We start from the raw sequence: 22,712 nt of genomic DNA, 5'->3' as shown, positions 1-22,712 counted from the left end.
GGGCAATATCGGCCCCATCCGCCAGCCCAGGAATCCGCAAATCCGGCCGCAACCCAGCCAGCATCTGCCCCAGCCCCACCGTGGTGCCCACCGGTGAGGTGCTCTCCAGAATCACCAAATTGCCCGGCACCAGCACCGGCGCCAGCGCCCGCAAAGCGGCATGCACATGCGCCAGCATCGGCCGCCGCCCCTCGGCCAGGGGCGTGGGCACGGCGATAATGAAGACATCGGCCGGCTGCGGCGCGGCATGCGCCGTCAGCTTCCCCTCGGCCACCACCCTGGCCACCAGCCCGTCCAATTCGGGCTCCTGCACATGGCTGCGCCCGGCATTCAGCCCAGCGACCACGGCCCCATCCACGTCAACGCCGAACACCCGCATGCCCCGCCCCGCCGCCAGCGCCGCAATGGGCAGGCCGATATAACCCAAGCCGATCACGCAGACGCGTGTCATCGTCACCTTCGTCACTACCCCTGGTTGTCTTAACCTAGCCCGACACTTGTCCGTTTCGCAAGTGCCCCGCCGCCGCGCGGTTTTCTGGCAATCCGCAGCCACACCCGCTATCCACAGCCATGCACATGGGACGCGCGGCAGGCAGCAGGGCTAAGGTGGGAGGATGAACAGCATCAATCCGCCGGAAGGCAGCGGCCTTTTTGGCCAATCACTCCGCCTACCACCCCAAAATCTGGAGGCGGAACAAGCGCTTCTCGGCGCGTTGCTGTCCAACAACAAGGCTTTTGAACGCGTCTCGGAATTCCTCGCCCCCGAACATTTCGCCGACCCCATCCATGCCCGCATCTTCACGGCGATCCGCCGCCGGGTGGAGAACAACGCCCTGGCCGATGTGGTCACCCTCAAGGGTGAGTTCGAACATTCCGGCGTGCTGGAGGAGGTGGGCGGCACCAGCTACCTCGTGCAATTGGTCAGCGCGACGGTGGGCATCATCAATGCCGGTGAATATGGCCGGCTGATCCATGATTGCTGGATTCGCCGCCAATTGATCGATGTGGGCGAGACGGTGGTGAACCGCGCCTTCGGCGCCGAGCCGGAACTAGAAGCCTCCGGCCAGATCGAGGCCGCCGAACAACAGCTCTTCGACCTGGCGACCGGCGGCGCCAGCGAGGGCGGGGCCATCACCTTCGACCGCGCCCTAGCGCTGGCGGTGGAGGCCGCGGCCAAGGCCAAGGCGCATGGCGGCGGCGTCTCCGGCCTGCCCTCGGGCCTGCGCGATGTGGATGCGCGGCTGGGCGGGTTGCATGGCTCGGACCTGCTGATCCTGGCCGGGCGCCCCGGCATGGGTAAGACCGCACTCGCCACCAAGATCGCCTTCGGCGCCGCCCAGGCCTTGGCGCGGGACCTGGAGGCCGGCGAGGTGGCGAAGGGCTCGGTGGCGATCTTCTCGCTGGAAATGAGCGCGGAGCAGCTGGCCAACCGCCTTCTGGCCGAAAGCAGCCGCATCTCGGGCGACAGAATCCGCCGCGGTGAGATCAGCCAACAGGAATTCGACAAATTCTACGCCGCCAGCCGCGAGCTGGGCATGCTGCCGATCATGATCGACGATACGCCGGCCATCACCCTCTCGGCGCTGCGCACCCGCTGCCGGCGGCTCAAGCGCACCCGTGGGCTGGAACTGGTGGTGGTGGATTACCTGCAGCTGATGCGCCCTGCCGCCGGCACCAAGCCGGATAATCGCGTGCTGGAAATCAGCATGATCACCCAGGGCCTCAAAGCCATCGCCAAGGAGCTTTCGGTCCCGGTTATCGCGCTTTCGCAGCTCTCCCGCGCCGTCGAACAGCGCGAAGACAAGCGGCCACAACTATCGGATCTGCGCGAATCCGGCTCGATCGAACAGGATGCCGATGTGGTGATGTTCGTCTATCGCGATGATTACTATCTCAAGCAGCGCGAGCCGAAGGAAGCGGCCTTCGATGGTGGCGATAAATACCAGGCCGCGATGGACCGCTGGAAGACCGATATGGAACGCGCCCATAACAAGGCCGACCTGATCATCGCCAAGCAGCGCCACGGGCCCACCGGCACCATCCCGCTCTTCTTTGAGGCGGAATTCACCCGCTTTGGCGATTTGGATGTGACGCATGATGAGCGTGGCTATGAGTAGGCTGCGGGGCGAACCCACCCGCCGGGCCACGGGCAGCACCGCCTGAGCATGCAAGCCCTGCTGCACATCAATCTGCGCGCCATTGTTGCGAATTGGCAGTTGTTGTGCGGGCGCCATGGTGGTGGTGCGGTGGCGGCGGTTCTGAAGGCCGATGCCTATGGGCTGGGTGCTGTGGAGGTGGCACGGGCCTTGCGGGAGGCAGGCTGCCGGCATTTTTTCGTGGCGCATCTGCAAGAGGCGCTGGCCCTGCGGGCCGCCCTGGGCGAGGCCAGCGCGATGCTGGCGGTGCTGAATGGTTTTATGCCCGGTGCGGCACCGGCTGATATCTGGCCAGTGGTGAACCATCTGGACATGGCGCGCGCCCATGCCGGCCATGGCCCGGTGCTGCTGCATGTGGATACCGGCATGGCGCGGCTGGGGCTTGATCTGGCGGAATGCGCCGCTATCCCGTCGGGGTTGGATATTCGCTATGTCATGTCGCATCTCGCCTGCGCCGATGAACCGGGCCATGCGATGAATGCGCGGCAGGCTGAGCGTTTTGCTGTGGTGGCGGCGCGTTTTCCGGGGGTGGCGACCAGCCTGGCCAATTCCTCGGGGATTTTTCTCGGCCCCGGCTTTGGCTCGGATCTGGCGCGGCCGGGGGCCGCCTTGTTCGGCATCAATCCCCAGCCTGGCCAGCCCAACCCGATGGCGCCGGTGCTGCTTCTGGAGGCGCCTATCCTGCAATTGCGCCACATCGCCGCCGGTGTGGCGGTGGGTTATGGTGCCGGCTGGGTGGCACCGCGGCCCAGCCTGATTGCCACCGTCGCGGCGGGTTATGCCGATGGCTATCTGCGTGCCTTGTCGGGCCATGGCATTGGCATCCTGGCCGGGCAGGCCGTGCCTGTGGTAGGACGCGTGTCGATGGATCTGACCGCATTCGATGTCACGGGCGTGCCGGCGGCTTTGGGCGATATGCTCACGCTGATGGGGCCCGATAATTCGCCCGATATGCTGGCCGAAAGGGCCGGCACCATCGGCTATGAAATGCTGACCGCCCTGGGTTCGCGCTATCGGCGCATTTACACCTGATGCTGCTGGGTTTTCTCGCAGGCCTCGGCCGCGCGGTGCTGCGCGCCTGCCAGGAGGTGGGGGGCCTGGCGCTGTTTGCGCTGGAGGCCTTGTCGCATCTGGTGCGCCCGCCCTTTCACGGCCGGCAATTTCTGCGCCACTTTATTGAGGTAGCTTATTTCTCGCTGCCGGTGGTGGCCTTGACGGCGCTGTTCACCGGCATGGTGCTGGCGCTGCAAAGCTATACCGGCTTTGCCCGGTTCAATGCGCAATCCGCCGTGGCCTCGGTGGTGGCGCTGAGCGTGACGCGGGAATTGGGGCCGGTGCTGGCCGGGCTGATGGTGGCCGGGCGCATCGGTGCCGCCATGGCGGCCGAGCTGGGCACCATGCGCGTGACTGACCAGATCGACGCCTTGACCACGCTTTCGACCGACCCGATGAAATATCTGGTGGCGCCGCGCCTGCTCGCCGCCACCCTGGCGCTGCCGCTGCTGGTGCTGGTGGCGGATATTATCGGCGTGATGGGCGGCTATCTGGTGGGCACGGCGAAGCTCGGCTTCGTTTCCGCCGCCTTTCTCGATTCCACCTGGGATGTGCTGGAGACCATGGATGTGGTCAGCGGCCTGGTGAAGGCGGCGGTGTTCGGCTTTGTCATCGCGCTGATGGGCTGCTGGTGCGGCTATCGCAGCCGCGGCGGCGCGCAGGGCGTGGGCATGGCGACGACCTCGGCGGTGGTGCTGGCCTCGATCCTCATTCTGGCACTCGACTATGTGGTGACCGAGGCGTTTTTCGCGCAATGACGCTCACCGTCACCCTTGAAGGCGTGTGCAAGAGCTTTGCCGGCAAGACGGTGCTGGAGGGGGTGGATATCGCCGTGCCGGCCAGCTCCTCGCTCGTGGTACTGGGCGGTTCGGGCAGCGGAAAATCGGTGATGCTGAAATGCATCCTGGGGCTGATTACCCCCGATGCCGGCCGCATCCTGATCGATGGCCGCGATGTGGCGGCGATGTCCCGGCGGGAGCGGGCGGCGCTGATGGATCGCATCGGCATGCTGTTCCAGAATGGCGCGCTGTTTGACAGCCTGCCGGTTTGGGAAAATGTCTGCTTCAAGCTGCTGGCGCAGAAGCGCATTACGCGGCGCGGCGCGCGCGACAAGGCGGCCGAGGTGCTGGCCCAGGTGGGGCTGGCGGCCAGCGTGGGTGATCTCTCGCCGGCCGAACTCTCGGGGGGCATGCAAAAGCGGGTGGCGCTGGCCCGCGCCGTGGCCGCCGCCCCTGATCTGTTGTTTTTCGACGAACCCACCACCGGGCTCGACCCCATCATGGGCGCGGTGATCGACGGGCTGATCGTCGATTGTGTGCAAAGGCTGGGTGCGACCGCCATTTCGATCACACATGACATGGCGAGCGCGCGGCGCATCGGCCAGCGTGCGGCGATGATTTATAAGGGCCGGATTGTCTGGGACGGCCCGGCGGCGAGCCTGGGGCAGACCGGCAATGCCATGGTGGACCAATTTGCCCGTGGTGAGCGTGAGGGGCCGATCAGCATGGAATTGCGCCGCTGATTGGCGCGAAGTGGTCATGCTTCTGTCAGAGCAGTGCAACACATATTGGCTAGATCGGGGCTCCATTTTGGAGGATCCCCATGCGCAATCTGCTTCTGGCCGGCATCGCCGCCATTGCCCTGACAAATGCCGCGAGCGCCGACCAGCGCTTCGAAGCCCGCGTCGTTGGCCACGCCATGCTGCCCGCCGCCACCTTGATCGCGCCGCCGGCCGATGCGCCCCCGGGCTTTGCCAATTCTGGCCGTTTCACCGGCCCGGGCAATAGCCGCGTCGAGGCCCTGGGCAGCATTCCCGCCGATACCGGTGCCATGCATGGCAACCGCCGCACCGGCGTGGGCCTGCCGCTGCAAGGCCAGCCGGTGCAGGGCTTTTCGGGCATCCGGCCTGTGGGTGATGGCTCCTACTGGGTCACCACCGATAATGGCTTCGGCACGCGCCGCAACAGCGCCGATGCGCTGCTGATGTTCCACCGCATCCGGCCGAATTTCCAGACTGGCGCGACCACGGTCGAACGCACCATCTTTCTCTCCGACCCCAACCGCGTGCTGCCCTTCCCCATCGCCACCGAGACCTCTGCCCAGCGCTATTTGACCGGTGCTGATCTCGACATCGAGAGCATCCAGAACGCGCCGGATGGCAGCTTCTGGTTCGGCGAAGAATTCGGCCCCTACATCTTCCAGACCGACGGCGAAGGCCGGGTGACGCGCTTCTTCGAGACCATGCTGGACGGCCAGCCGCTGCGCAGCCCCGACAGCCATGCCTTCCAACTGCCCGCCACGCCCACCGCGACGGTGCCCTTCCGCTCGCGCCGCTCCGGCGGCTATGAGGGCATGGCGATGACGCCCGATGGCCAGACCATTTGGGCCTTGCTGGAGCAGCCGCTCTTCGCCGCCAATTCTGACCAATCCGAGGGCCAGTTCCTGCGCCTGATCGAGTTCAACACCGGGCGTGGCGCCTGGACCGGCCGCAGCCTGCGCTACCGCTTGGAGGCTGGTGCGACGGCCATTGGCGATTTCAACATGATCGACGACCGCCGCGCCCTGGTGATCGAGCGTGACAATGGCGAGGGCGACCCGGGTCTCGCCTGCGCGCAAGGCGTGGCGCCGACCGCTGCCGCCCCCTGCTTCCCGCTGCCGGCGCGGTTCAAGCGCGTCTATCTCATCGATCTGGGTGCGGCCGATGCCGAGGGCTATGTCCGCAAGATTGGCCATATCGACCTGATGGCGATGCAGGACCCGCAGGGCCTGGTGCGTGACCGCGGTGCGCTGCCTGCCGGCGCCCCCGCTGGCCGCTTCACCTTCCCCTTCTTCACCATTGAGAATGTCGCCATGGTCGATGCCGACCACATCATTGTCGGCAATGACAATAATTATCCCTTCTCGGCCGGCCGCCATCCGAATGCGCCGGATAATAACGAGCAGGTGCTGCTGCACGTGCCGGAATTGCTGCGGGCGCGCTGAGGCCTCTGCCCGGGGGCTTGCTTCCCCCGGTTTCCGGCTTGCGGTAGCGTGAGCCGGTTTTTGTGGTGGGGGTTTGTATGGCTTTGACGCAGGCAGAGCGGGATGGGGCCTTCATCCCAGGGCCCAGGGTTGCTTTGGCGGGGACGCCGGGCGGCCCGCTGGCCGGTCTTCGCTTCGCGGTGAAGGATCTTTACGACGTCGCTGGTGAGGTGACGTCCTATGGCAATCCCGATTGGGCGCGCAGCCATGGCGTGGCCGCCAGCACCGCCCCGGTGGTGCTGGCTTTGCTGGAGGCCGGAGCCAGCCTGGTGGGCAAGACCAAGACGGTGGAGCTGGCCTTTGGCCTAACCGGCGAGAATGTTTGGCACGGCACGCCGATCAACCCCAATGCGCCGGATCGCTTCCCCGGCGGCTCATCCTGCGGCAGCGCGGCTGCTGTCGCGGCGGGTGAGGTGGATTTCGCCATGGGCAGCGATACCGGTGGCTCGGTGCGGATTCCTGCGAGTTATTGCGGCGTTTTTGGCTTCCGGCCGAGCTGGGGGGCGATCAGCCTCGCTGGCTGTTGCGCGCTGGGGCCTAGCTTTGACACGCCGGGCTGGTTCGCCGCCAATGCCGCGGTGCTGGCCCGGGTGGGTGGGGAAATTTTGCCGCTGGGCAAGGCTGGGGCGGCCGGGCCGCTGCTGCAGCCCGATGATGTCTGGGCCAATGCCGACCCCAAGGTGGCAGCGCTGCTGCAGCCGGCGCTGGCGGCCTCCGAAAGGGTGATGGGCCAGGCGCTGCGGCTGACGCTGATGCCTGAGGGGCTGTTTGAGCTTTATGAGAATTTCCGCTGCATGCAGGCCCAGGAGGCCTGGGCCACGCTGGGCCGCTGGGTGACGCAGACCAAGCCGGGTTTTGGCCCGGGCGTGGGCGAACGCTTTGCCGCAGCGCAGGCGATGCCGGCTGAGAAGGCCGCCGCCGGGCGGGGTTTCCGCAAGCGTTTCCAGCACCGCATGCGCTGCCTGCTGGAGGGCGGTGCGGTGCTGGCCTACCCGACCTCGCCGATGGCGGCGCCGTTGCTCGCGGCCAGCCAGGCCGAGCAGAATGTGGTGCGCGAACAGACCATGGGCGTCACCGCCATCGCCGGGCTGGGCGGGTTGTGTGAGGTGAGCATTCCGGCGGCGCGGCTGGATGGCGCGCCGATTGGCCTGTCGCTGGTGGCCGCGGCCGGACAGGACCGTATGCTGCTGAGCCTGGCGGCGCGGGTTGCCGAAGAGCTGGGCCTGTGACCCCGCGCGAGGCGACCGAGGCCGACCTGCCGGCCATCACAGCGATTTATGCCCATCATGTCGCGCATGGTGCGGGCACTTTTGAGGAAGCCGCCCCCAGCCTGGCCGAAATGGGCCAACGCATGGCCAAGGTGCAGGAGGCTGGCTGCGCCTGGCTGGTGACGGAGCATGAGGGCGAGATCACCGGCTATGGCTATTACGCCCAGTTTCGTGACCGCAGCGCCTATCGCTTCACCGTTGAGGACAGCATTTATGTCCGTGATGATGTGCGCGGCCAGGGCGTGGGCAAGGCCCTGGTGGCGGCGCTGCTGGACCATGCGGCGCGGCGCGGCTTTCGGCAGATGATTGCGGTGATCGGTGACAGTGAGAATGTGGGCTCCGTGGGGCTGCATTTGTCGCTGGGCTTTCGCCAGATTGGCGTGATGCGGGCGGTGGGGCTGAAATTTGGCCGCTGGGTGGATATCGTGACCATGCAGCGGCCTTTGGGAGAGGCGGATCGTTCCATTCCGGTGTAAACTCGCCGCCATGACGATCCTCGACGCCCAAGACCCCTATCCCCGCAATCTGGTTGGCTATGGTGCCAATCCGCCTGATCCGCGCTGGCCGGGAGGGGCGCGCGTTGCGCTCAGCTTCGTGCTGAATTACGAGGAGGGAGCCGAGAACACGGTGCTGAACGGCGATGCCGGCAGCGAGCTTTATCTGCATGAGGTGCCGGGCGGCACGCCGGTGCTGGGCGAGCGCAACCGCAGCGTGGAAAGCCAGTTTGATTATGGTGCGCGGGCCGGGGCGTGGCGGGTGCTGCGGCTTTTTGCCGAGCGTGGCCTCAAGCTGACCGTTTATGGCGTGGGCCGGGCGCTGGAGCTGCACCCGGAAATCGCCGCTGCCTTCACCGCCCAGGGCCATGAGGTGGCGAGCCATGGCTGGCGCTGGATCGATTATCACAATGTGCCCGAGGATGTGGAGCGGGCGCATATCGCCGCCTGTGTGGAGACCATCACCCGGCTCTGCGGCCGAGCGCCGGTGGGCTGGTATACCGGGCGCTTCAGCCCGCGCACCCGCGCGCTGGTGGCTGAGCAGGGTGGCTTTCTCTACGACAGCGATGCCTATGATGATGACCTGCCGCATTATGTTGATGTTGCGGGCAAGCCGCAGCTCATCATCCCCTATACCCTCGACAATAACGACATGAAGTTTGCCGTGCCGCCCGGCTTCACCAGCAATGATGGCTATGAGCAGCATTTGCGCGACGCGCTGGACCTGCTGCGCCGCGAGGGCGGGCGGATGATGAGTGTGGGGATGCATTGCCGCCTGGTGGGCCGCCCGGCGCGGGCTGCGGCGCTGGCGCGGTTTTTGGACCATGCGGCTTCCTGCCCTGATGTCTGGGTGGCGACGCGTGAGGAGATTGCCCGCCATTGGTTGCGCGAGCACCCGCCCAAGTGAGAACCGAAACCGATAGCCTGGGCAGCGTGGAGATTCCCGCCGAGCGGCTATGGGGGCCGCAGACCGAGCGGGCGCGGGGGCTGTTTCGCATCGGCTCGGAGAGATTTCCGCCCGGGATGATCCGCGCCGTGGGCCTGCAGAAATTGGCGGCGGCGGAGGCCAATGCTTTGCTTGGTTTATTGCCAAGGCAACTTGCTGAGGCAATTGAAGCGGCGGCGGAGGAGATTGTTGCGGGCCTGCGCGATGCGGATTTCCCGCTGCCGATCTGGCAGACCGGCAGCGGCACCCAGACCAATATGAATGCCAATGAGGTGATTTCCAACCGCGCCAACCAGATACTGGGCGCGGCGCTGGGGGCACGGGCGCCGGTGCACCCCAATGATCATGTGAATCTCGGCCAAAGCTCCAATGACAGTTTTCCGGCGGTGATGCATATCGCTGCCGCCGAGGCCCTGACCCAGCGCCTGCTGCCGGCGCTTGGCGTGCTGCATACCGCGCTGGCCGCCCGGGCGGTGGAATGGGCCGGGGTGGTGAAGCTGGGCCGCACCCATATGATGGATGCGGTGCCGGTCACGCTGGGGCACGAATTCGCCGTCTGGGCGCGGCAGGTGGGCCTGGGCATGGCGCGGCTGCGCGATGTGCTGCCGCGGCTGCTGGTGTTGCCGCAGGGCGGCACGGCGGCGGGGACTGGGTTGAACACCCATCCGGAATTTGCCGGGCAATTTTGCGCCGTTTTGGCCGCGCGCACCGGCCTCGCTTTCGTGGCCAATGACCTGCCGGGTGAGGGTATGTCGGCGCATGATGTGTTTGTTGAGTTGCAGGGCGCGATGAATGTGCTGGCGGTCAGCCTCAACAAATGCGGCAATGATATTCGCCTGCTGGGCAGCGGGCCGAATGCCGGGCTGGCGGAGCTGGTGATCCCCGCCGATGGCCTCTCCAGCAGCATCATGCCTGGCAAGACCAACCCCACCCAGGCCGAGGCGCTGACCATGGTCTGCGCCCAGGTGATGGGCAATACCACGACGGTGACCGTGGCCGGGGCGCAGGGGCATTTGGAGTTGAATGTCTTCAAGCCGGTGATCATTCATGCCGTGCTGCAATCGGCCGGGCTGCTGGCCGATGCGGCCGAGAGTTTTGCCGAGCATATGGTGGCCAAGCTTTCGCCCAACCTGCCGCGCATCGCCGAGAACCTGGCAAAATCGCTGATGCTGGTCACCGCGCTCAACCCGCATATTGGTTATGACCGGGCGGTGCAGATCGGCAAGCTGGCCTTGGCCGAGGGGCTGACGCTGCGCGATGCCGCGGCCCGGCTGGGTTTTGTCAGCCCTGAGGATTTCGACCGCTGGGTGCGGCCGGAGGAGATGCTCGGGCCGCATGCTTGAGAAGCGCAGCCTGAGCCTGGCCGGCCACCGCACCTCGGTGGCGCTGGAACCCGAATTCTGGGCGGTGCTGGAGCAGGCGGCAGCCCCGGGCAGCCTCGCCGCCCTGGTGGCAGTGCAGGATGCGGCGCGGGCCGAAGCCGGCGAGCCCCTGGCCAGCCAATTGCGGCTTTTTGCCCTGCGCTACGCGCTGGCCCGGGCTGGTTCGGCCGCAGCCGGGCGATAGACCCCGCGCTCGCCCGGCATGGGTTCCAGCCTGTCGGTGATGCCCAGCGCAGTTTCCGCCGCGCCGAGATACAGCGCGCCATCGGGCGCCAATTGCCCGGCCAGCCCGCCCAGCACGCGCGACTTGGTCGGCATATCGAAATACAGCAGCACGTTGCGGCAGAAAATCAGGTCAAACCGGCCGAAACTCCGCAGGTCATGCAGCAGATTGGCCTGCCGGAAATTTGTATAGGCGCGCAGATTGTCATTGGCCCACCAGAGGCTGCCCCGCTGGGTGAAATGGCGCGTCAACTGGCGCATGGGCAGGCCGCGTTGCACTTCGAACTGGGTGAAGCTGGCCTCGCGCGCACGGTCGAGCACCGCACGGGTGAGGTCGGTGCCGAGGATTTCGAAGCGGCGGGCCTGCAGGCTGGCATCGCCCAGCGCCTGCGCCTCGGCCAGGATCATCGCGATGGAATAGGCCTCCTGCCCGGTGCTGCAGCCGGCGGACCAGATGCGGATGGGCAGCCCCGGCGCACGGGCCTTGTGCAGCAGGGGCAGCCATTCCTTTAAATGCTCGAAGGGTTTGCCATCGCGGAAGAAATGGCTTTCGTTGGTGGTGAGAAGCTCCGTCATGTCCTGCGCGAGGGGCTCGGCGCCGCTGCCGCGCAGCCTGAGCGCCAGGCCATCGAGGCTGGCCAGCCCCTCGCGCTTGAGCAGGGGGGCGAGGCGGCTATGCAGCATATAGCCCTGATTGGCCATGAGCACGCCACCCGAGCGCTGCTTCACCATGCCCGCGAGATACTGGAAGGTTGCCGGGTTCATGCGGTTTGCCGCAGGGCGGCCAGAACAAATTCGGCCAGGGCCGCGGGGGGGGCGAGAAGCTGCGCCAGGCCGGCCCGGGCCACGGCGCCGGGCATGCCCCAGACCACAGAGCGGCCTCATCCTGCGCCAGCACGGTGCCGCCCGCGCGCGCCACCGCCTGGCAGCCCAGCAAGCCATCCTGGCCCATGCCGGTGAGAATGATGGCCAGCAGGCCCCGGCCATAAATCGTGGCCAGGGAGCGCAGCATGGGGTCCACCGCCGGGCGGCAGAAATTCTCCGGCGGGTCGGCGCTCAGTTGCACATGCACCGCGCCGAAATCGGCCCGGCGGAGGATCATGTGGTGATTGCCCGGGGCGATGAGGATATGGCCGGGGCGCAGGGCCTCACCATCGCGCGCCTCGCTGCAACTGGGGCCACCAAGGCCATTGAGGTGCTGCGCCAGCATGGCGGTGAAACCGGCCGGCATGTGCTGGGTGATCAGCACCGGAAGGTGGAGCTGGCGCGGCAGGCGCTTGACGAATTGCGCCAGGGCCTGCGGCCCACCGGTGGAGGCACCGATGGCGATGGCCCTGGGCTGCAGCCCCGCCACAGCGCCCGGGCGGGTGAGCGGGAGGTCGGGCTGGCGGCCGATGCGCGCCCAACCTTTCACCTTGGCCAGCAGCTCGGCCTGGAAGGCGGAATCACGCAGCCCACCCATGGCGGTGCTGGGCTTGGGCAGGTAATCGGCAGCGCCGGCCCTGAGTGCTGCCATGGCCTGGCTGGCGCCGCGCTGGGTGAGTGCGCTGGCAACGATCACCACCGGGCGCGGCCGGCGGGCCAGCAGCAGGGGCAGGGCGGTCATCCCATCCATCACCGGCATTTCAAGGTCAAGCAGAATGACATCGGGCTGCTGGGCGGGCGGCATTGTTTCCAGCACCCGAAGCGCAGCCTCGCCATCACCCACCTGGGCGATGATGCGGATGATGGGGTCGCTCTCCAGCAGGCGGGCGAGGCTGGTGCGCATGGCCTGGCTGTCATCGCAGAGCATCACCCGCAGCGTGGCATTGCTCATGGTGCCAGGGCCGCTTCGGCGGGGGCGAGGCCGATCATGGCGAGCTTGTGCATCAGGATCGCCTCATTGAAGGGCTTCATGACGTATTCATCGGCGCGGGCTTCCAGCGCCTCGATGATTTTTTCGCTGGCCGAGGCGGTTGTGCAGATCACCACTGGCGGCGTGCGGGGCCCATAGGCTGCCCGCAGCGCGTGCAGGCAGGCGATGCCATCCACCATAAGGGCGCTGAGGCTCATGGGTCTTGCCTCAACCGATTTGCATCAGACGCTCGACATCGAGCACCACCAGCAGGCTGTCACCCAGCCGGTGCACGCCCTGGCACACGGCTTTCCAGGCCGGGTCGAGGGTGGGGGGATTGGCCGCGCGTTCGGCGGGGCTGAGGCTGAGCACCTCGCCCACCCCATCGGCCAGCAGCGCGTAGAGTTCGCCCTGATGCTCCACCACCACCGACATGGGTTTTTGGCCGGCGGGGCGGGCGGGCAGCTGCAGCCTCCGCCGCAAATCCAGCGCGGTGACGATGCGCCCGCGCAGGTTCAGGCTGCCCGCCACCTCGGGTGGGGCGAGGGGGATGCGAGTAATGGTTTGCGGCCCCAGCACATCGCGCACCGCGAGCACCGGCAAGCCGCAGGGCTGGCCGGCGACGGTGAGGCTCAGCACCATCTCCGCGGCACGGCCCATGGATTGGCTATGGCTCGGCATGGGCATTCCTTAACCGGTGATCGGGGCCGTGATGGCGTCGGGGGCGTGGCGGGGTTGCAGGGCCCGGCGCAGGCTGAGGCCCAGCCCCTCACGGTCCGATTTCGCGATATAATCCGTGAAGCCGGCGGCGAGGCCCTTTTCCACCTCGGCCGGTTCGGCGCGGCCGGAGAGGGCGATCACCGGCACATCCTCCCATGGCCCGCCATCGCGCACGGCCCGCAGGAGCTGGAAGCCATTCATCTGCGGCATGTCGATATCGGTGATGATGGCATCGAAATGCTCGCCCGCCTCGCGCAGGCGCAGCGCCTCGCGGCCATTGGCGGCGCCGGTGATGTCATAGCCCGCGGCGAGGAGGGCGGGGACGACGAGGTTGCGGAAGAAGGCGCTGTCCTCCACCAGCAAGAGGCGCGGATGGGAGGCATCTTTTGCCGCCGCCTGGCCGAACCAATCTGCGCCGCCCTGCCGCAGCCAATAGGCGCAGTCGAGAATTTCGGTGACCTTTTCGGCGATGACGGCGCTGCCGAGGAAGCCCGGCCGCTCGCCGCCGCGTTCGATCAGCAGGGGCGCTTCCAGCACGTCGAGGATCGCGTCCACCATCAGCCCCATGGCGTGGTCACCATCGCCGAAGACCAGCACCGCCTGGCGGGTGCCGGGTGCGGGCATCTGGGCGCATGCGCCGACCGGCACCAGCGGCATCATGCTGCCGCGGCACTGCACCACCAGCGTCTCGCCGGCATATTCGATGCGCTCGGCGGGAAAATCCTCCAGCCGGGCGATGAGGCCGAGCGGCACCGCCTTGGGCGCGCCGGGCCCGGCGCGGAACAGCAGCAGCGCCATGCGCTCACCCTCGCCCCGGCCGAGTGGTGGCCTGGGCGGTGCCTCCGCCAGTTCACCGCCGCCCTCCACGCTCAGGCCGGTGGCGCGGGCGATGCCATTGGGGTCGAGGATCATGATCACCGAGCCATCGCCAAGGATGGTGTTGCCGGAGAACATCGTCACATCCCGCAGGATGGGGGTGACCGGTTTGACGACGATCTCCTCCGTATCGAAGACACGATCGACCACGATGCCGAACACCTGGGCGCCGACCTGGGTGACGACGACAAAACTCGTGGCATCCTCCGCGCGCGGCGGCTGCTCGAGCGCCAGCAGGGGGGCGAGCGGCACCAGCGGCAGCAGCCGCTCCCGCAGGCGCAGCACCGGGGTTTGCTTGATCATCTCCACCCGCGCGCCGCCGCGCTCACCCACCCGCACCAGCTCCAGCACGCTGTTCTGCAGAATGGCGAAACGCTCACCGGCGGCTTCCACGATCAGCGCGCCGGCAATGGCGAGGGTGAGCGGGATCTTGATGGTGAAGGTGGTGCCGCGCCCGGGGCGTGAGCGCAGTTCGATGACGCCGCCGATGCGCTCGAGATTGGTTTTCACCACATCCATCCCCACGCCACGGCCGGAGACGGAGGTGACGGAAGCGGCGGTGGAAAAACCCGGGCGGAAGATGAAGCGCTGAATCTCGCGCTCGCTCATCGCGGCCAATTGCGCCGGGGTGGCGAGGCCCTGGCGCAGCGCCTTTTCGCGGATCATGCCCACGGCCAGGCCACGGCCATCATCGCCGATCTCGAGCAGGACATGGCTGCCCTGATGATAGGCGTTGAGGGTGATATGGCCGGTTTCCGGCTTGCCGGCGGCGCGGCGCTGGGCCGGAGTTTCCAGCCCGTGATCGGCGCTGTTGCGGACCATATGGGTCATCGGGTCGCGGATGAGTTCCATCACCTGGCGGTCGAGTTCGGTTTCGGCGCCGGTCATGTCGAGGGTGATTTGCTTGCCCAGCTCATGCGCCAGGTCGCGCACCAGGCGCGGCAGCTTTTGCCAGGCGCTGCCAATGGGCTGCATGCGGGTTTTCATCACGCCGTCCTGCAGGTTGGTGGTGATCTGCGACAGGCGTTGCAGCGGCAAGGTGAAGGGCGAATTCACCTCCGAGCGGGCGATCTGCAGGAGTTGGTTGCGGGTGAGCACCAATTCGCTGGCCAGGACCATCAGATCCTCCAGCACATCAACCGCGACACGGATGGTTTGTGGGGCGCTGCCGGGGGTGGGCTCGGCCGCCGGGAGGGCTGGCCGCTCCGGCCCCGGGCTGGCGGTGAGGGGTGGGCGGAGGGAGGCAGCGTCCAGCCCGGCGATGATCGCGCTGTCATCGCCGGCGGGTTCGACCCCTTCGGTTTGCAGCCCGAGCAGGATGGATTTGATGCGGTCCACCGCGGCGAGGATGAGGCTGATCCCCTCGGCCGTGGCGGGCAAGGCGCCATCGCGCCACAGGCCCAGCACATTCTCACCGGCATGGGCCAGTTTTTCGAGCCGTGGCAGGCCGAGAAAGCCGCAGGTGCCCTTGATGGTGTGGATGGTGCGGAACACCTCACCGAGCAGGGCGGTATCATTGGGGTTGCGCTCCAGTGAGAGCAGCGCGCCATCGAGGCTTTGCAGCCCCTCATGCGCCTCGGTCAGGAATTCGGCGAGAATATCGTCCATACGCGGCTCCCCTTGCCTCGGGCGCGGGGCCTGCCGCCTGGCGGATCATGCCGGGGGGGAAACACCACGCCGCGCATGGCATGGGGCATGCGGGGGAAATAAAAGGTGAATCGGGTTGGAGATTGTGGGGCGCGGGGGCGGCTTAGCGGGGCGGTTGCAGCAGCAGGGGCGGCAGGCCGGGCTGGCCCATGCCCAGGCTGAGGCGGCATTGCGCCGCCTCGGCCAGTGCAATCAGCCAAGGTGCGAGCAGGGCGCGCGGGGTATCGGCCCCAGCCGGCGCCATGCCGGCCAGACGCTCGATCAGTGCATGCGGCCAGGCGGCGACACGCCCCTCCGGCAGCACGACCAGCCCCGCACCGCCCAGCGGGGTGATGCGCAGCGCCCCGCCGCGCGGCAGCGCCTCGGCCCCCAGCATGGCGGCGGCGAGCACGATCTGCGCCAAGGCGGGATCAAGCCTGGCCTGGGGCGGGAATTCGAAATGGAAGGCGATGCGGTGGGCGCCGGGCGCGCCGGCCAGCAGGGCCTGCAAATCCGCCCAGCACAGCGCCTCCGCCTCACCAAACACGACCGCATAGAGGCGAAAGCGCAGCCGCAGCTCCGCCACCGTCTCCTCCAGCAGTGCCGCACCCTCGGCCGAGCCGCCGGCGGCCATGATGGTGCCCAGCGGACCAGCGAGGTCATGCGTCAGCCGTGCGCCGAGAAGCTGCGCGAGTTGCGGGCGGCTCAAGGCCAGTTCCTGGGGCATTCGCCCATCTCCTTCTGCGCCCCGCCCCTTCTGGGGTGATGGGCCGCGTCATCAACATGTCAGTCAATATGTCGTCTGCATTGTCGAGTTCCGTAGAGAGCCGTCGATTCAACGACGACAATGCGCGACAATGCAGCCTGGAGCATGCATTGTGATGGATTGACGAAATCCAAAGCCGGTCCCAAGCCTGCGGTGTCAATTATGGGATAGCAGGGTGCAGCTGATCGAACCGGGAATGCGGGTGTTCAACCCCGCGCGGCCAGATTGGGGCGTGGGGCAGGTGCAATCCGTCATCGGCAACCGCGTCACGGTGAATTTCGAGCATGCGGGCAAGCTGCTGATCAATGCCGGCCTGGTCACGCTGGATATCCTGCCATGAGCGGCATATGGGCGGCGCTATGGCCGGAAATTTTGGCCGCCGTGCTGGATTGGCGCATGCTGGGCGCCATCATCGCCACCGCCGTGGCGGGGGTGATGCGCGGCTATGCCGGCTTTGGCACCGCCGTCATTTTGGCGCCCATCTTCGCCACACTCTGGGGCACGCGCGAGGGCGTGCCGGTGATGCTGCTAATGGAATTGCTGATCACCATCCAGCTCGCCCCCAAGGCGTGGCATGAGGCCGACCGCCGCGTGGTATTGCCGCTGGGCGGGGCGGCGCTGCTGACCATGCCGCTTGGCACCTATGCGCTTCTGGCGCTGGATGAGGAGACGCTGCGCCGCGGCATTGGTGCCTTTGTGCTCGTCTTCGGCTTTGCGCTGATGAGCGGCTGGCGCTATCGCGGCGGGCGGCCGCTCTGGCTCAATCTCAGCGTGGGCGGCCTGGCGGGGCTGCTGAAGGGCGCCACCGGCATGTCGGGCCCGCCGGTCATTCTCTATTTGCTCTCTGGCGCGGAGGAGGCGAAGCGGCACCGCGCCAATCTCATCATTTTCTTTGCCATCATCGCGGTGACCTCCATTCTGGGGCCAATCGTGATGGGGCTGATCGATGTGACGACCTTCGCGCGGCTGGCGGTGGTGCTGCCGGTGATGTTCGTCTCGGTGCCGGTGGGGGTGCGGGCCTTTCATGTGGTACCGCAGCGGCTGTATCGGCCCTTTGCCATGGCGGTGCTGGCGGTGGCGGGCTGCATCGCGCTCTTCGGCTGATTCAACGCGCCGCCGGGCAGCCCTCGCGCAGCGTGCCGGTGGGTGGCGCCGGATCATGGACAAAGCGCAGCAGGCACAGGCCCCATGCCTGGGTAAAGCCCCGCTGGGCGGCGGCGCCATGGTCGGCCGGGCCATTGGCTGGGGATAGGATCATGCTGGGCGCCTGGCGCTGCTGCATGCGTGCCTCCCAGCGTTCGATACGGGCGCTGGGCAGCGGGTCGAAGTCATCATTGCGAAACAGCACCGCGCCAAGGCGTGGGCCGTCCACCGGCAGCGCGCTGATCAGCCGCCGCCAATCATCCAGCGCGCCATTCTGGTTGCGGCCATCGCTGCCATGCATCGCCGGCGCCACGGCGATGACGGCATGGATCAGCCCGGGCGCCCGGCCGGCGGCCAGCAGCGAATGCCAGCCGCCACGGCTTTGCCCCGCCAGCACGATGCGCTGATAGCCGGCCTGGCGCAGCAGGGGCAGGGCTGCGAGGAGCTGTGCGGTGGCGGGCTCCACCTCGTCATCATGGGGGTCGCGGTCGAAGCGAAAGACATCCCATCCCGCATCATTGAGCAGCGAGACCCAGCCTTGCGTGGCTGATCCGCGCGAATCGGGGCGGGTGCCGCCGATGGCAGCGGCGCGGCCATGGCTCCACACCACCACGCCCCGCGCGCTGCCCGGCCCATGGAGGAAATGCAGCGGGCTGGCGCGCAGCGGGCCGATGCGGTTGCTGGCAGGGGTGATGGCTGCCCGGCCTGTCACCGCGCCATCAATGGCGAAGAGGCGGCATGGCGCGCCGAGCGCCTGGGCGGCGCGGCCGCAAGCGGCCATGGCGACATCGCGCGCCGCATCGGGGCTGGCCTGGGCGCCGGAGAAATTCCACACCACCCGCCCATCCGCCGCCTGGGCAAAGGCGAAGGCGGAATGCGGCATGGCGCCGCGATAATGCAGCGACCAGCCGATCCGCAGCGTCTCGGACCTGCTGCCCTCCGGGCGCTCGGTGAAGGCGCGATAGGCGGCCTCTGGCGTTTGCGCGCCGGCAAACCAGGGCAGAAGGCACAGAAGAAGCAGCAAAATCGGCATGACCGCTCACCTAGCGCGGAGCCCGCATGGCAAGAAGGGCTTTTTTGCTCTATCTGAACCGGTCATGGACCAAGTCTCTGCCGACCCCGCCCGTTATGATTTCGCCGCCGCCGAGCCCCGCTGGCAGGAGGCATGGAACAGCCATGCCGTCTTCGCGGTGCCCGATGTGCCGCCGCCGGGCGTGCCGAAATACTACGTGCTGGAAATGTTCCCCTACCCCTCCGGCAAGATCCATATGGGGCATGTGCGCAACTACACGCTGGGCGATGTGGTGGCACGCTACAAACGCGCCCGCGGGCATATGGTCATGCATCCCATGGGATGGGACGCCTTTGGCCTGCCGGCGGAGAATGCGGCGCGCGAGCGGGGCATTCATCCCGGGCAATGGACCTATGCCAATATCGCCAATATGCGGGCCGAGTTGAAGCGCATGGGCCTCAGCCTCGACTGGAGCCGCGAATTCGCCACTTGCGACCCGGAATATTACGGCCAGCAGCAATCGCTGTTCCTGGATTTCCTCCAGGCCGGCCTGGTGGAGCAGCGTGAGAGCTGGGTGAATTGGGACCCGGTGGATGGCACGGTGCTGGCCAATGAGCAGGTGATCGATGGCCGCGGCTGGCGCTCCGGCGCGCCGGTGGAGAAGAAGAAGCTCATCCAATGGTTCTTCGCCATCACCAAATACGCGCCCGACCTGCTGGAGAGCCTGAACACGCTCGACCGCTGGCCCGAGCGGGTGAAGCTGATGCAGGCCAATTGGATTGGCCGCAGCGAGGGCGCGCGGGTGCGCTTCGCGCTGGAGACGCCGGTGGCTGATATGGCCGAGGTGGAGGTTTTCACCACCCGGCCGGATACGCTGTTTGGCATGTCCTTCCTGGCCGTGGCGGCCGAGCATCCGCTGGCTGCGGCCTCCACCCGGCCTGGTGCGGCTGAGTTCATTGCCGAATGCCGCAGCCAGGGCACCTCGGAGGCGGTGATCGAGCAGGCGGAAAAGCGCGGTTTTGATACCGGCTTGCGGGTGAAGCACCCGTTTAATGGCCAGACATATCCCATCTGGATCGCCAATTTCGTGCTGATGGAATACGGCACCGGCGCGATTTTCGGCTGCCCGTCGGGCGACCAGCGGGACCTTGATTTCGCCCGCAAATACGACCTGCCGGTGCTGCCCGTGGTGCTGCCGCCGGGGGCTGATGCCGCCAGCTTCGCCATCGCCGATCTGGCCTATACGGATGATGGCACAATCTATAATTCCGATTTTCTTGATGGCCTGGCCGTGCCCGATGCCAAGCGCCGGGTGATTGATGCGCTGGAGGCCAAGGGCCAGGGCCAGGGCGTGGTGAATTGGCGCCTGCGCGACTGGGGCGTCTCCCGCCAGCGCTATTGGGGCTGTCCTATCCCCGTCATCCATTGCGATGATTGCGGCGTGGTGCCGGTGCCCAAGGCCGAATTGCCGGTGCGCCTGCCTGAGGATGTGGATTTCTCCCGCCCCGGCAATCCGCTCGACCACCATCCCAGCTGGAAGCATGTGAATTGCCCGCGCTGCGCCAAGCCGGCGCGGCGCGAGACCGACACTTGCGACACCTTTGTGGACAGCTCCTGGTACTTTGCCCGCTTCGCCTCACCGCGCGCGGCGATGCCGGTGACGCGCGCCGCCGTCGATGCCTGGCTGCCGGTGGACCAGTATATTGGCGGTATCGAACACGCGATCCTGCATTTGCTCTATAGCCGCTTCTTCAGCCGCGGCATGCGCGATACCGGGCATCTCTCGGTGGCGGAGCCCTTCGCCGGGCTCTTCACCCAGGGCATGGTCACGCATGAAAGCTACAAGGGCGCCGATGGCCGCTGGCTCTACCCCGAGGAGGTGGAGAAGCGCGCTGATGGCACCGCCGTGGTGCGCGGTGGTCCAGCGGGAGAGGAAGAGCCGGTGACGGTTGGCCGTGTCGAATCGATGAGCAAGTCGAAGCGCAACACGGTGGACCCTGGTGCCATCATCAATCGCTATGGGGCTGATACCGCGCGCTGGTTCATCCTCAGCGACAATCCGCCCGAGCGCGATATGGAATGGAGCGAATCGGGTGCTGCGGGTGCCTCGCGCTTCGTCCAGCGCGTCTGGCGCCTGGTGACGACCTCCCTGCCGCTCGCCGAGGGCGCTGAGACACCGGCGGCGAAGAAGCTGCGCCAGGCGACGCATCGCGCCATCGCCGCCGTGACCCTGGCGCTGGAGACCTTCGCCTTCAACGTCGCCGTCGCCCGCATTCATGAATTCGCCAATGCCATCGCCGATGCGCCGGCCGAGGCCGCGGCGGCGAAGCGCGAGGCGCTGGAGGCGCTGATCCGCCTCGCCTCGCCGATGATGCCGCATCTGGCGGAAGAGCTCTGGGCGGCGCTGCGCCCTGGCGAGGGGCTGGTGGCGCAGCTTCCCTGGCTGGAAGCGGACGAGGCCCTGGTGGCGGCCGATACCGTCACCCTGGCCGTGCAGGTGCTGGGCAAGCTGCGCGCCACCATCGAGGTGCCGGTGGATGCCGAGGAGGAGGCGATCTTCGCCCTGGCCCTGGCGGAGGAGAATGTGCAGCGCGCCATTGAGGGCAGGGAGATCCGCAAGCGCATCCATGTGCGCGGCCGGATTGTGAATTTCGTTGTTTAGGCGGGCACTTCCCCTGGTTGCGCTGGGACTGAGCGGCTGCGGCTTCCGCCCGCTTTATGCGCCCGGGCCCATGGCAAATGGGCGTGAGATCAGCGAGGAACTGGCCTCGGTGCGGGTGGCCAATATTGGCGAGCGCAATGGCCAGCTGCTGCGCCGCTCCCTGCAACAGCGGCTGGAGGATAGCCGCCCGGGCACGCCGGCGCGCTTCGAATTGCGCTGCGGCCTTGCCATTGCGGGTGATTTGCAAGGCTACCGGGAGGATGGGGTGATCTCGCGCATACGCTTCACCGCCAGCTCCGACTTCCTGCTGGTGCGCATGGCGCCGCCGCAGGATGTGGTGCTGCGCGGCACGGTGCAGCGCTTTGATGCCTTCAATATCCCCGAGAACCAGTTCTTCTCGGCCGATATCTCGCGCGATGCGGCGCTGGGCCGGCTGGTGGACGGCTTGGCGGAGGATATGATTCGCCGCCTTATCCTCGAATTCCGCCGCCTTGGCGAAGCTTGACCCAAAACGGCTGAGCGCCTTCCTGGCCGATCCGGGCGAGACCCGGGTGGTGCTGTTGCATGGTGAGGATGCCGGGCTGGCGCGCGAATTGGCCGATACGCTGACGCGCAACATCACCGGCGGCGACGATATGTGCGTGATCGATGTGGCGAAGGATGCCTGGCGCGATGCCGGGCTGCTGGCGGCGGAGGCGGCGACGATGGCGCTGCTGGGCGGGCGGCGGGTGCTGCGGGTGCGCGATGCCGGGGATGGCTTTGCCGCCGCGGCGAAGAATGCGCTGGAGGGCCCGGGCCCTGGCCTCGTCATCATGGAGGGTGGCGAGATGCAAGCGCGCGGCAAACTCCGCAGCCTGCTGGAGGCAGCACCCCGGGCTGCCGTCATCGCCTGCTACCGGGAGCGCGGGGCTGAGCTTGCGGCCAGCGCGCGGCGCATCCTGGCGGAGTATGAGGTCACCATCGATCAGCCGGCGCTCGATTGGCTGGTGCAGAACCAGGGCGATGACCGGATGCGGATGCGGCGCGAGCTGGAAAAGCTGGCGCTCTATGTCGGCGCTGGCCAGCGCGCCGGTGAGGCGGATGTGCTGGCCTGCGTGGCCGAGGGCCATGAGCTGACCCTTGATGAGGCGCTGCAGGCCGCCATGCTGGGTAATGTGCCAGCCGCCGACCAGGCGCTGGCCGCCAGCATCGCCGATGGGCTGAACCCGGTGCAGGCGGTGCGCGGCGCGCTGCGGCATGTCCAGCGCCTGCAACAGGCTGCCGCCGCCATGGCGGAGGGCATGTCGGCCGGTGATGCCCTGGGCAGCCTGCGGCCGCCGGTGTTTTTCCGCGCCCGCCCGGCGATGGAGCAGGCGCTGCGCCGCTGGCGCCCGGCGCAGCTTGAAGCCCTGGGCGTGGCATTGCTGGTGACCGAGCGGCGCACCAAGACCACCGGGATGAATGATGTGGCGGTGGTGCGGCAAATGGTGCTGGGGATTGCCCATCAGGCGGCGCGGCGGGGTTAGAGCCTGTTCCGTTCGCCTCGGCTCAC

General features: G+C 67.3%; 22 protein-coding genes and 1 pseudogene. 15 read left to right on the top strand and 8 right to left on the bottom strand.

All coding sequences use genetic code 11. From position 1 onward, the window contains the following. A pseudogene (locus tag ABWP84_RS00970) lies at nucleotides 1-451 on the bottom strand (nucleotide sugar dehydrogenase); the annotation flags it as partial. A gap of 163 nt (nucleotides 452-614) precedes the next feature. Here ABWP84_RS00970 and ABWP84_RS00965 point away from each other — a divergent pair. From ABWP84_RS00965 to ABWP84_RS00920, 10 genes are all read left to right on the top strand, one after another. Further along, nucleotides 615-2,117, top strand: coding sequence for a replicative DNA helicase (locus ABWP84_RS00965; RefSeq protein ID WP_353210106.1), 1,503 nt, complete (start codon nucleotides 615-617; stop codon nucleotides 2,115-2,117). Between the two features lie 48 nt (nucleotides 2,118-2,165). Continuing rightward, on the top strand, nucleotides 2,166-3,188 hold the full coding sequence (gene alr, locus ABWP84_RS00960) for an alanine racemase (protein ID WP_353210105.1): 1,023 nt from the start codon (nucleotides 2,166-2,168) through the stop codon (nucleotides 3,186-3,188). Next, nucleotides 3,188-3,967 (top strand): ABC transporter permease, encoded by a 780-nt coding sequence (locus ABWP84_RS00955; protein ID WP_353210104.1) that lies wholly within the window; start codon nucleotides 3,188-3,190, stop codon nucleotides 3,965-3,967. The genes alr and ABWP84_RS00955 overlap by 1 nt, the downstream gene beginning before the upstream one ends. Beyond that, nucleotides 3,964-4,731, top strand: coding sequence for an ATP-binding cassette domain-containing protein (locus ABWP84_RS00950; protein WP_353210103.1), 768 nt, complete (start codon nucleotides 3,964-3,966; stop codon nucleotides 4,729-4,731). The genes ABWP84_RS00955 and ABWP84_RS00950 overlap by 4 nt, the downstream gene beginning before the upstream one ends. Before the next feature lie 80 nt (nucleotides 4,732-4,811). Then, on the top strand, nucleotides 4,812-6,191 hold the full coding sequence (locus ABWP84_RS00945; protein ID WP_353210102.1) for an esterase-like activity of phytase family protein: 1,380 nt from the start codon (nucleotides 4,812-4,814) through the stop codon (nucleotides 6,189-6,191). Between the two features lie 77 nt (nucleotides 6,192-6,268). Continuing rightward, nucleotides 6,269-7,459: an amidase gene (locus ABWP84_RS00940; protein ID WP_353210101.1), complete on the top strand. Its 1,191-nt coding sequence runs from the start codon at nucleotides 6,269-6,271 to the stop codon at nucleotides 7,457-7,459. Beyond that, on the top strand, nucleotides 7,456-7,974 hold the full coding sequence (locus ABWP84_RS00935; RefSeq protein ID WP_353210100.1) for an N-acetyltransferase family protein: 519 nt from the start codon (nucleotides 7,456-7,458) through the stop codon (nucleotides 7,972-7,974). The genes ABWP84_RS00940 and ABWP84_RS00935 overlap by 4 nt, the downstream gene beginning before the upstream one ends. A 10-nt stretch (nucleotides 7,975-7,984) precedes the next feature. Continuing rightward, the gene (gene puuE / locus ABWP84_RS00930) at nucleotides 7,985-8,899 is read left to right on the top strand and encodes an allantoinase PuuE (RefSeq protein ID WP_353210099.1); all 915 of its coding nucleotides are present in this window, start codon (nucleotides 7,985-7,987) and stop codon (nucleotides 8,897-8,899) included. Next, complete coding sequence (locus ABWP84_RS00925) at nucleotides 8,896-10,281, top strand: class II fumarate hydratase (protein ID WP_353210098.1); 1,386 nt, start codon at nucleotides 8,896-8,898, stop codon at nucleotides 10,279-10,281. The genes puuE and ABWP84_RS00925 overlap by 4 nt, the downstream gene beginning before the upstream one ends. Continuing rightward, a complete protein-coding gene (locus tag ABWP84_RS00920; RefSeq protein WP_353210097.1) occupies nucleotides 10,274-10,504 on the top strand; it encodes a ribbon-helix-helix domain-containing protein in 231 nt (76 codons plus the stop codon). Before ABWP84_RS00925 ends, ABWP84_RS00920 begins: the two co-directional genes overlap by 8 nt. Here ABWP84_RS00920 and ABWP84_RS00915 read toward each other — a convergent pair. The 6 genes from ABWP84_RS00915 to ABWP84_RS00890 all read right to left on the bottom strand — a co-directional run bounded on the left by ABWP84_RS00915 (nucleotide 10,462) and on the right by ABWP84_RS00890 (nucleotide 16,325). Then, nucleotides 10,462-11,307 (bottom strand): CheR family methyltransferase, encoded by an 846-nt coding sequence (locus ABWP84_RS00915; protein ID WP_353210096.1) that lies wholly within the window; start codon nucleotides 11,305-11,307, stop codon nucleotides 10,462-10,464. The genes ABWP84_RS00920 and ABWP84_RS00915 overlap by 43 nt on opposite strands. Continuing rightward, nucleotides 11,216-12,358: a chemotaxis-specific protein-glutamate methyltransferase CheB gene (cheB, locus tag ABWP84_RS00910; RefSeq protein WP_353210095.1), complete on the bottom strand. Its 1,143-nt coding sequence runs from the start codon at nucleotides 12,356-12,358 to the stop codon at nucleotides 11,216-11,218. The genes ABWP84_RS00915 and cheB overlap by 92 nt, the downstream gene beginning before the upstream one ends. After that, the gene (locus ABWP84_RS00905) at nucleotides 12,355-12,594 is read right to left on the bottom strand and encodes a response regulator (RefSeq protein WP_353210094.1); all 240 of its coding nucleotides are present in this window, start codon (nucleotides 12,592-12,594) and stop codon (nucleotides 12,355-12,357) included. Before ABWP84_RS00905 ends, cheB begins: the two co-directional genes overlap by 4 nt. A gap of 10 nt (nucleotides 12,595-12,604) precedes the next feature. Continuing rightward, the gene (locus tag ABWP84_RS00900; protein ID WP_353210093.1) at nucleotides 12,605-13,057 is read right to left on the bottom strand and encodes a chemotaxis protein CheW; all 453 of its coding nucleotides are present in this window, start codon (nucleotides 13,055-13,057) and stop codon (nucleotides 12,605-12,607) included. Nucleotides 13,058-13,066: 9 nt separating this feature from the next. Then, nucleotides 13,067-15,580, bottom strand: a complete 2,514-nt coding sequence (locus ABWP84_RS00895; protein WP_353210092.1) for a hybrid sensor histidine kinase/response regulator — start codon at nucleotides 15,578-15,580, stop codon at nucleotides 13,067-13,069. Between the two features lie 142 nt (nucleotides 15,581-15,722). Next, nucleotides 15,723-16,325, bottom strand: a complete 603-nt coding sequence (locus ABWP84_RS00890; RefSeq protein WP_353210091.1) for a histidine phosphotransferase family protein — start codon at nucleotides 16,323-16,325, stop codon at nucleotides 15,723-15,725. 235 nt (nucleotides 16,326-16,560) lie between these two features. On the opposite strand from ABWP84_RS00890, the gene ABWP84_RS00885 reads away from it, so the two are divergent. Both ABWP84_RS00885 and ABWP84_RS00880 read left to right on the top strand, forming a co-directional pair. After that, nucleotides 16,561-16,704, top strand: coding sequence for a DUF3553 domain-containing protein (locus ABWP84_RS00885; protein ID WP_353210128.1), 144 nt, complete (start codon nucleotides 16,561-16,563; stop codon nucleotides 16,702-16,704). Continuing rightward, entirely contained in the window at nucleotides 16,701-17,468 is a 768-nt protein-coding gene (locus ABWP84_RS00880) for a sulfite exporter TauE/SafE family protein (protein WP_353210090.1), read from the top strand. Before ABWP84_RS00885 ends, ABWP84_RS00880 begins: the two co-directional genes overlap by 4 nt. Nucleotide 17,469: 1 nt before the next feature. On the opposite strand, the gene ABWP84_RS00875 is transcribed toward ABWP84_RS00880, so the two are convergent. Further along, complete coding sequence (locus ABWP84_RS00875) at nucleotides 17,470-18,531, bottom strand: hypothetical protein (RefSeq protein ID WP_353210089.1); 1,062 nt, start codon at nucleotides 18,529-18,531, stop codon at nucleotides 17,470-17,472. A gap of 73 nt (nucleotides 18,532-18,604) precedes the next feature. On the opposite strand from ABWP84_RS00875, the gene leuS reads away from it, so the two are divergent. From leuS to holA, 3 genes are all read left to right on the top strand, one after another. Next, the gene (gene leuS / locus ABWP84_RS00870) at nucleotides 18,605-21,181 is read left to right on the top strand and encodes a leucine--tRNA ligase (RefSeq protein ID WP_353210088.1); all 2,577 of its coding nucleotides are present in this window, start codon (nucleotides 18,605-18,607) and stop codon (nucleotides 21,179-21,181) included. Nucleotides 21,182-21,251: 70 nt separating this feature from the next. Next, nucleotides 21,252-21,686, top strand: a complete 435-nt coding sequence (gene lptE, locus ABWP84_RS00865; RefSeq protein WP_353210087.1) for an LPS assembly lipoprotein LptE — start codon at nucleotides 21,252-21,254, stop codon at nucleotides 21,684-21,686. After that, nucleotides 21,673-22,686 (top strand): DNA polymerase III subunit delta, encoded by a 1,014-nt coding sequence (gene holA, locus ABWP84_RS00860; protein WP_353210086.1) that lies wholly within the window; start codon nucleotides 21,673-21,675, stop codon nucleotides 22,684-22,686. The genes lptE and holA overlap by 14 nt, the downstream gene beginning before the upstream one ends. Nucleotides 22,687-22,712: the final 26 nt, after the last annotated feature.

This window comes from Rhodovarius sp., from assembly GCF_040399605.1.
In the GTDB taxonomy this organism is placed as follows: Bacteria; Pseudomonadota; Alphaproteobacteria; order Acetobacterales; family Acetobacteraceae; genus Rhodovarius; species Rhodovarius crocodyli_A.
This window is presented reverse-complemented; position numbering and strand designations above follow the sequence as displayed.

Coding starts and splice junctions, on each gene's coding strand:
- ABWP84_RS00965 (WP_353210106.1), top strand. CDS start 615: ATGAACAGCATCAATCCGCCGGAAGGCAGCGGCCTTTTTGGCCAATCA.
- alr (WP_353210105.1), top strand. CDS start 2,166: ATGCAAGCCCTGCTGCACATCAATCTGCGCGCCATTGTTGCGAATTGG.
- ABWP84_RS00955 (WP_353210104.1), top strand. CDS start 3,188: ATGCTGCTGGGTTTTCTCGCAGGCCTCGGCCGCGCGGTGCTGCGCGCC.
- ABWP84_RS00950 (WP_353210103.1), top strand. CDS start 3,964: ATGACGCTCACCGTCACCCTTGAAGGCGTGTGCAAGAGCTTTGCCGGC.
- ABWP84_RS00945 (WP_353210102.1), top strand. CDS start 4,812: ATGCGCAATCTGCTTCTGGCCGGCATCGCCGCCATTGCCCTGACAAAT.
- ABWP84_RS00940 (WP_353210101.1), top strand. CDS start 6,269: ATGGCTTTGACGCAGGCAGAGCGGGATGGGGCCTTCATCCCAGGGCCC.
- puuE (WP_353210099.1), top strand. CDS start 7,985: ATGACGATCCTCGACGCCCAAGACCCCTATCCCCGCAATCTGGTTGGC.
- ABWP84_RS00920 (WP_353210097.1), top strand. CDS start 10,274: ATGCTTGAGAAGCGCAGCCTGAGCCTGGCCGGCCACCGCACCTCGGTG.
- ABWP84_RS00915 (WP_353210096.1), bottom strand. CDS start 11,307: ATGAACCCGGCAACCTTCCAGTATCTCGCGGGCATGGTGAAGCAGCGC.
- cheB (WP_353210095.1), bottom strand. CDS start 12,358: ATGAGCAATGCCACGCTGCGGGTGATGCTCTGCGATGACAGCCAGGCC.
- ABWP84_RS00905 (WP_353210094.1), bottom strand. CDS start 12,594: ATGAGCCTCAGCGCCCTTATGGTGGATGGCATCGCCTGCCTGCACGCG.
- ABWP84_RS00900 (WP_353210093.1), bottom strand. CDS start 13,057: ATGCCGAGCCATAGCCAATCCATGGGCCGTGCCGCGGAGATGGTGCTG.
- ABWP84_RS00895 (WP_353210092.1), bottom strand. CDS start 15,580: ATGGACGATATTCTCGCCGAATTCCTGACCGAGGCGCATGAGGGGCTG.
- ABWP84_RS00890 (WP_353210091.1), bottom strand. CDS start 16,325: ATGCCCCAGGAACTGGCCTTGAGCCGCCCGCAACTCGCGCAGCTTCTC.
- ABWP84_RS00885 (WP_353210128.1), top strand. CDS start 16,561: ATGCGGGTGTTCAACCCCGCGCGGCCAGATTGGGGCGTGGGGCAGGTG.
- ABWP84_RS00880 (WP_353210090.1), top strand. CDS start 16,701: ATGAGCGGCATATGGGCGGCGCTATGGCCGGAAATTTTGGCCGCCGTG.
- leuS (WP_353210088.1), top strand. CDS start 18,605: ATGGACCAAGTCTCTGCCGACCCCGCCCGTTATGATTTCGCCGCCGCC.
- lptE (WP_353210087.1), top strand. CDS start 21,252: ATGGCAAATGGGCGTGAGATCAGCGAGGAACTGGCCTCGGTGCGGGTG.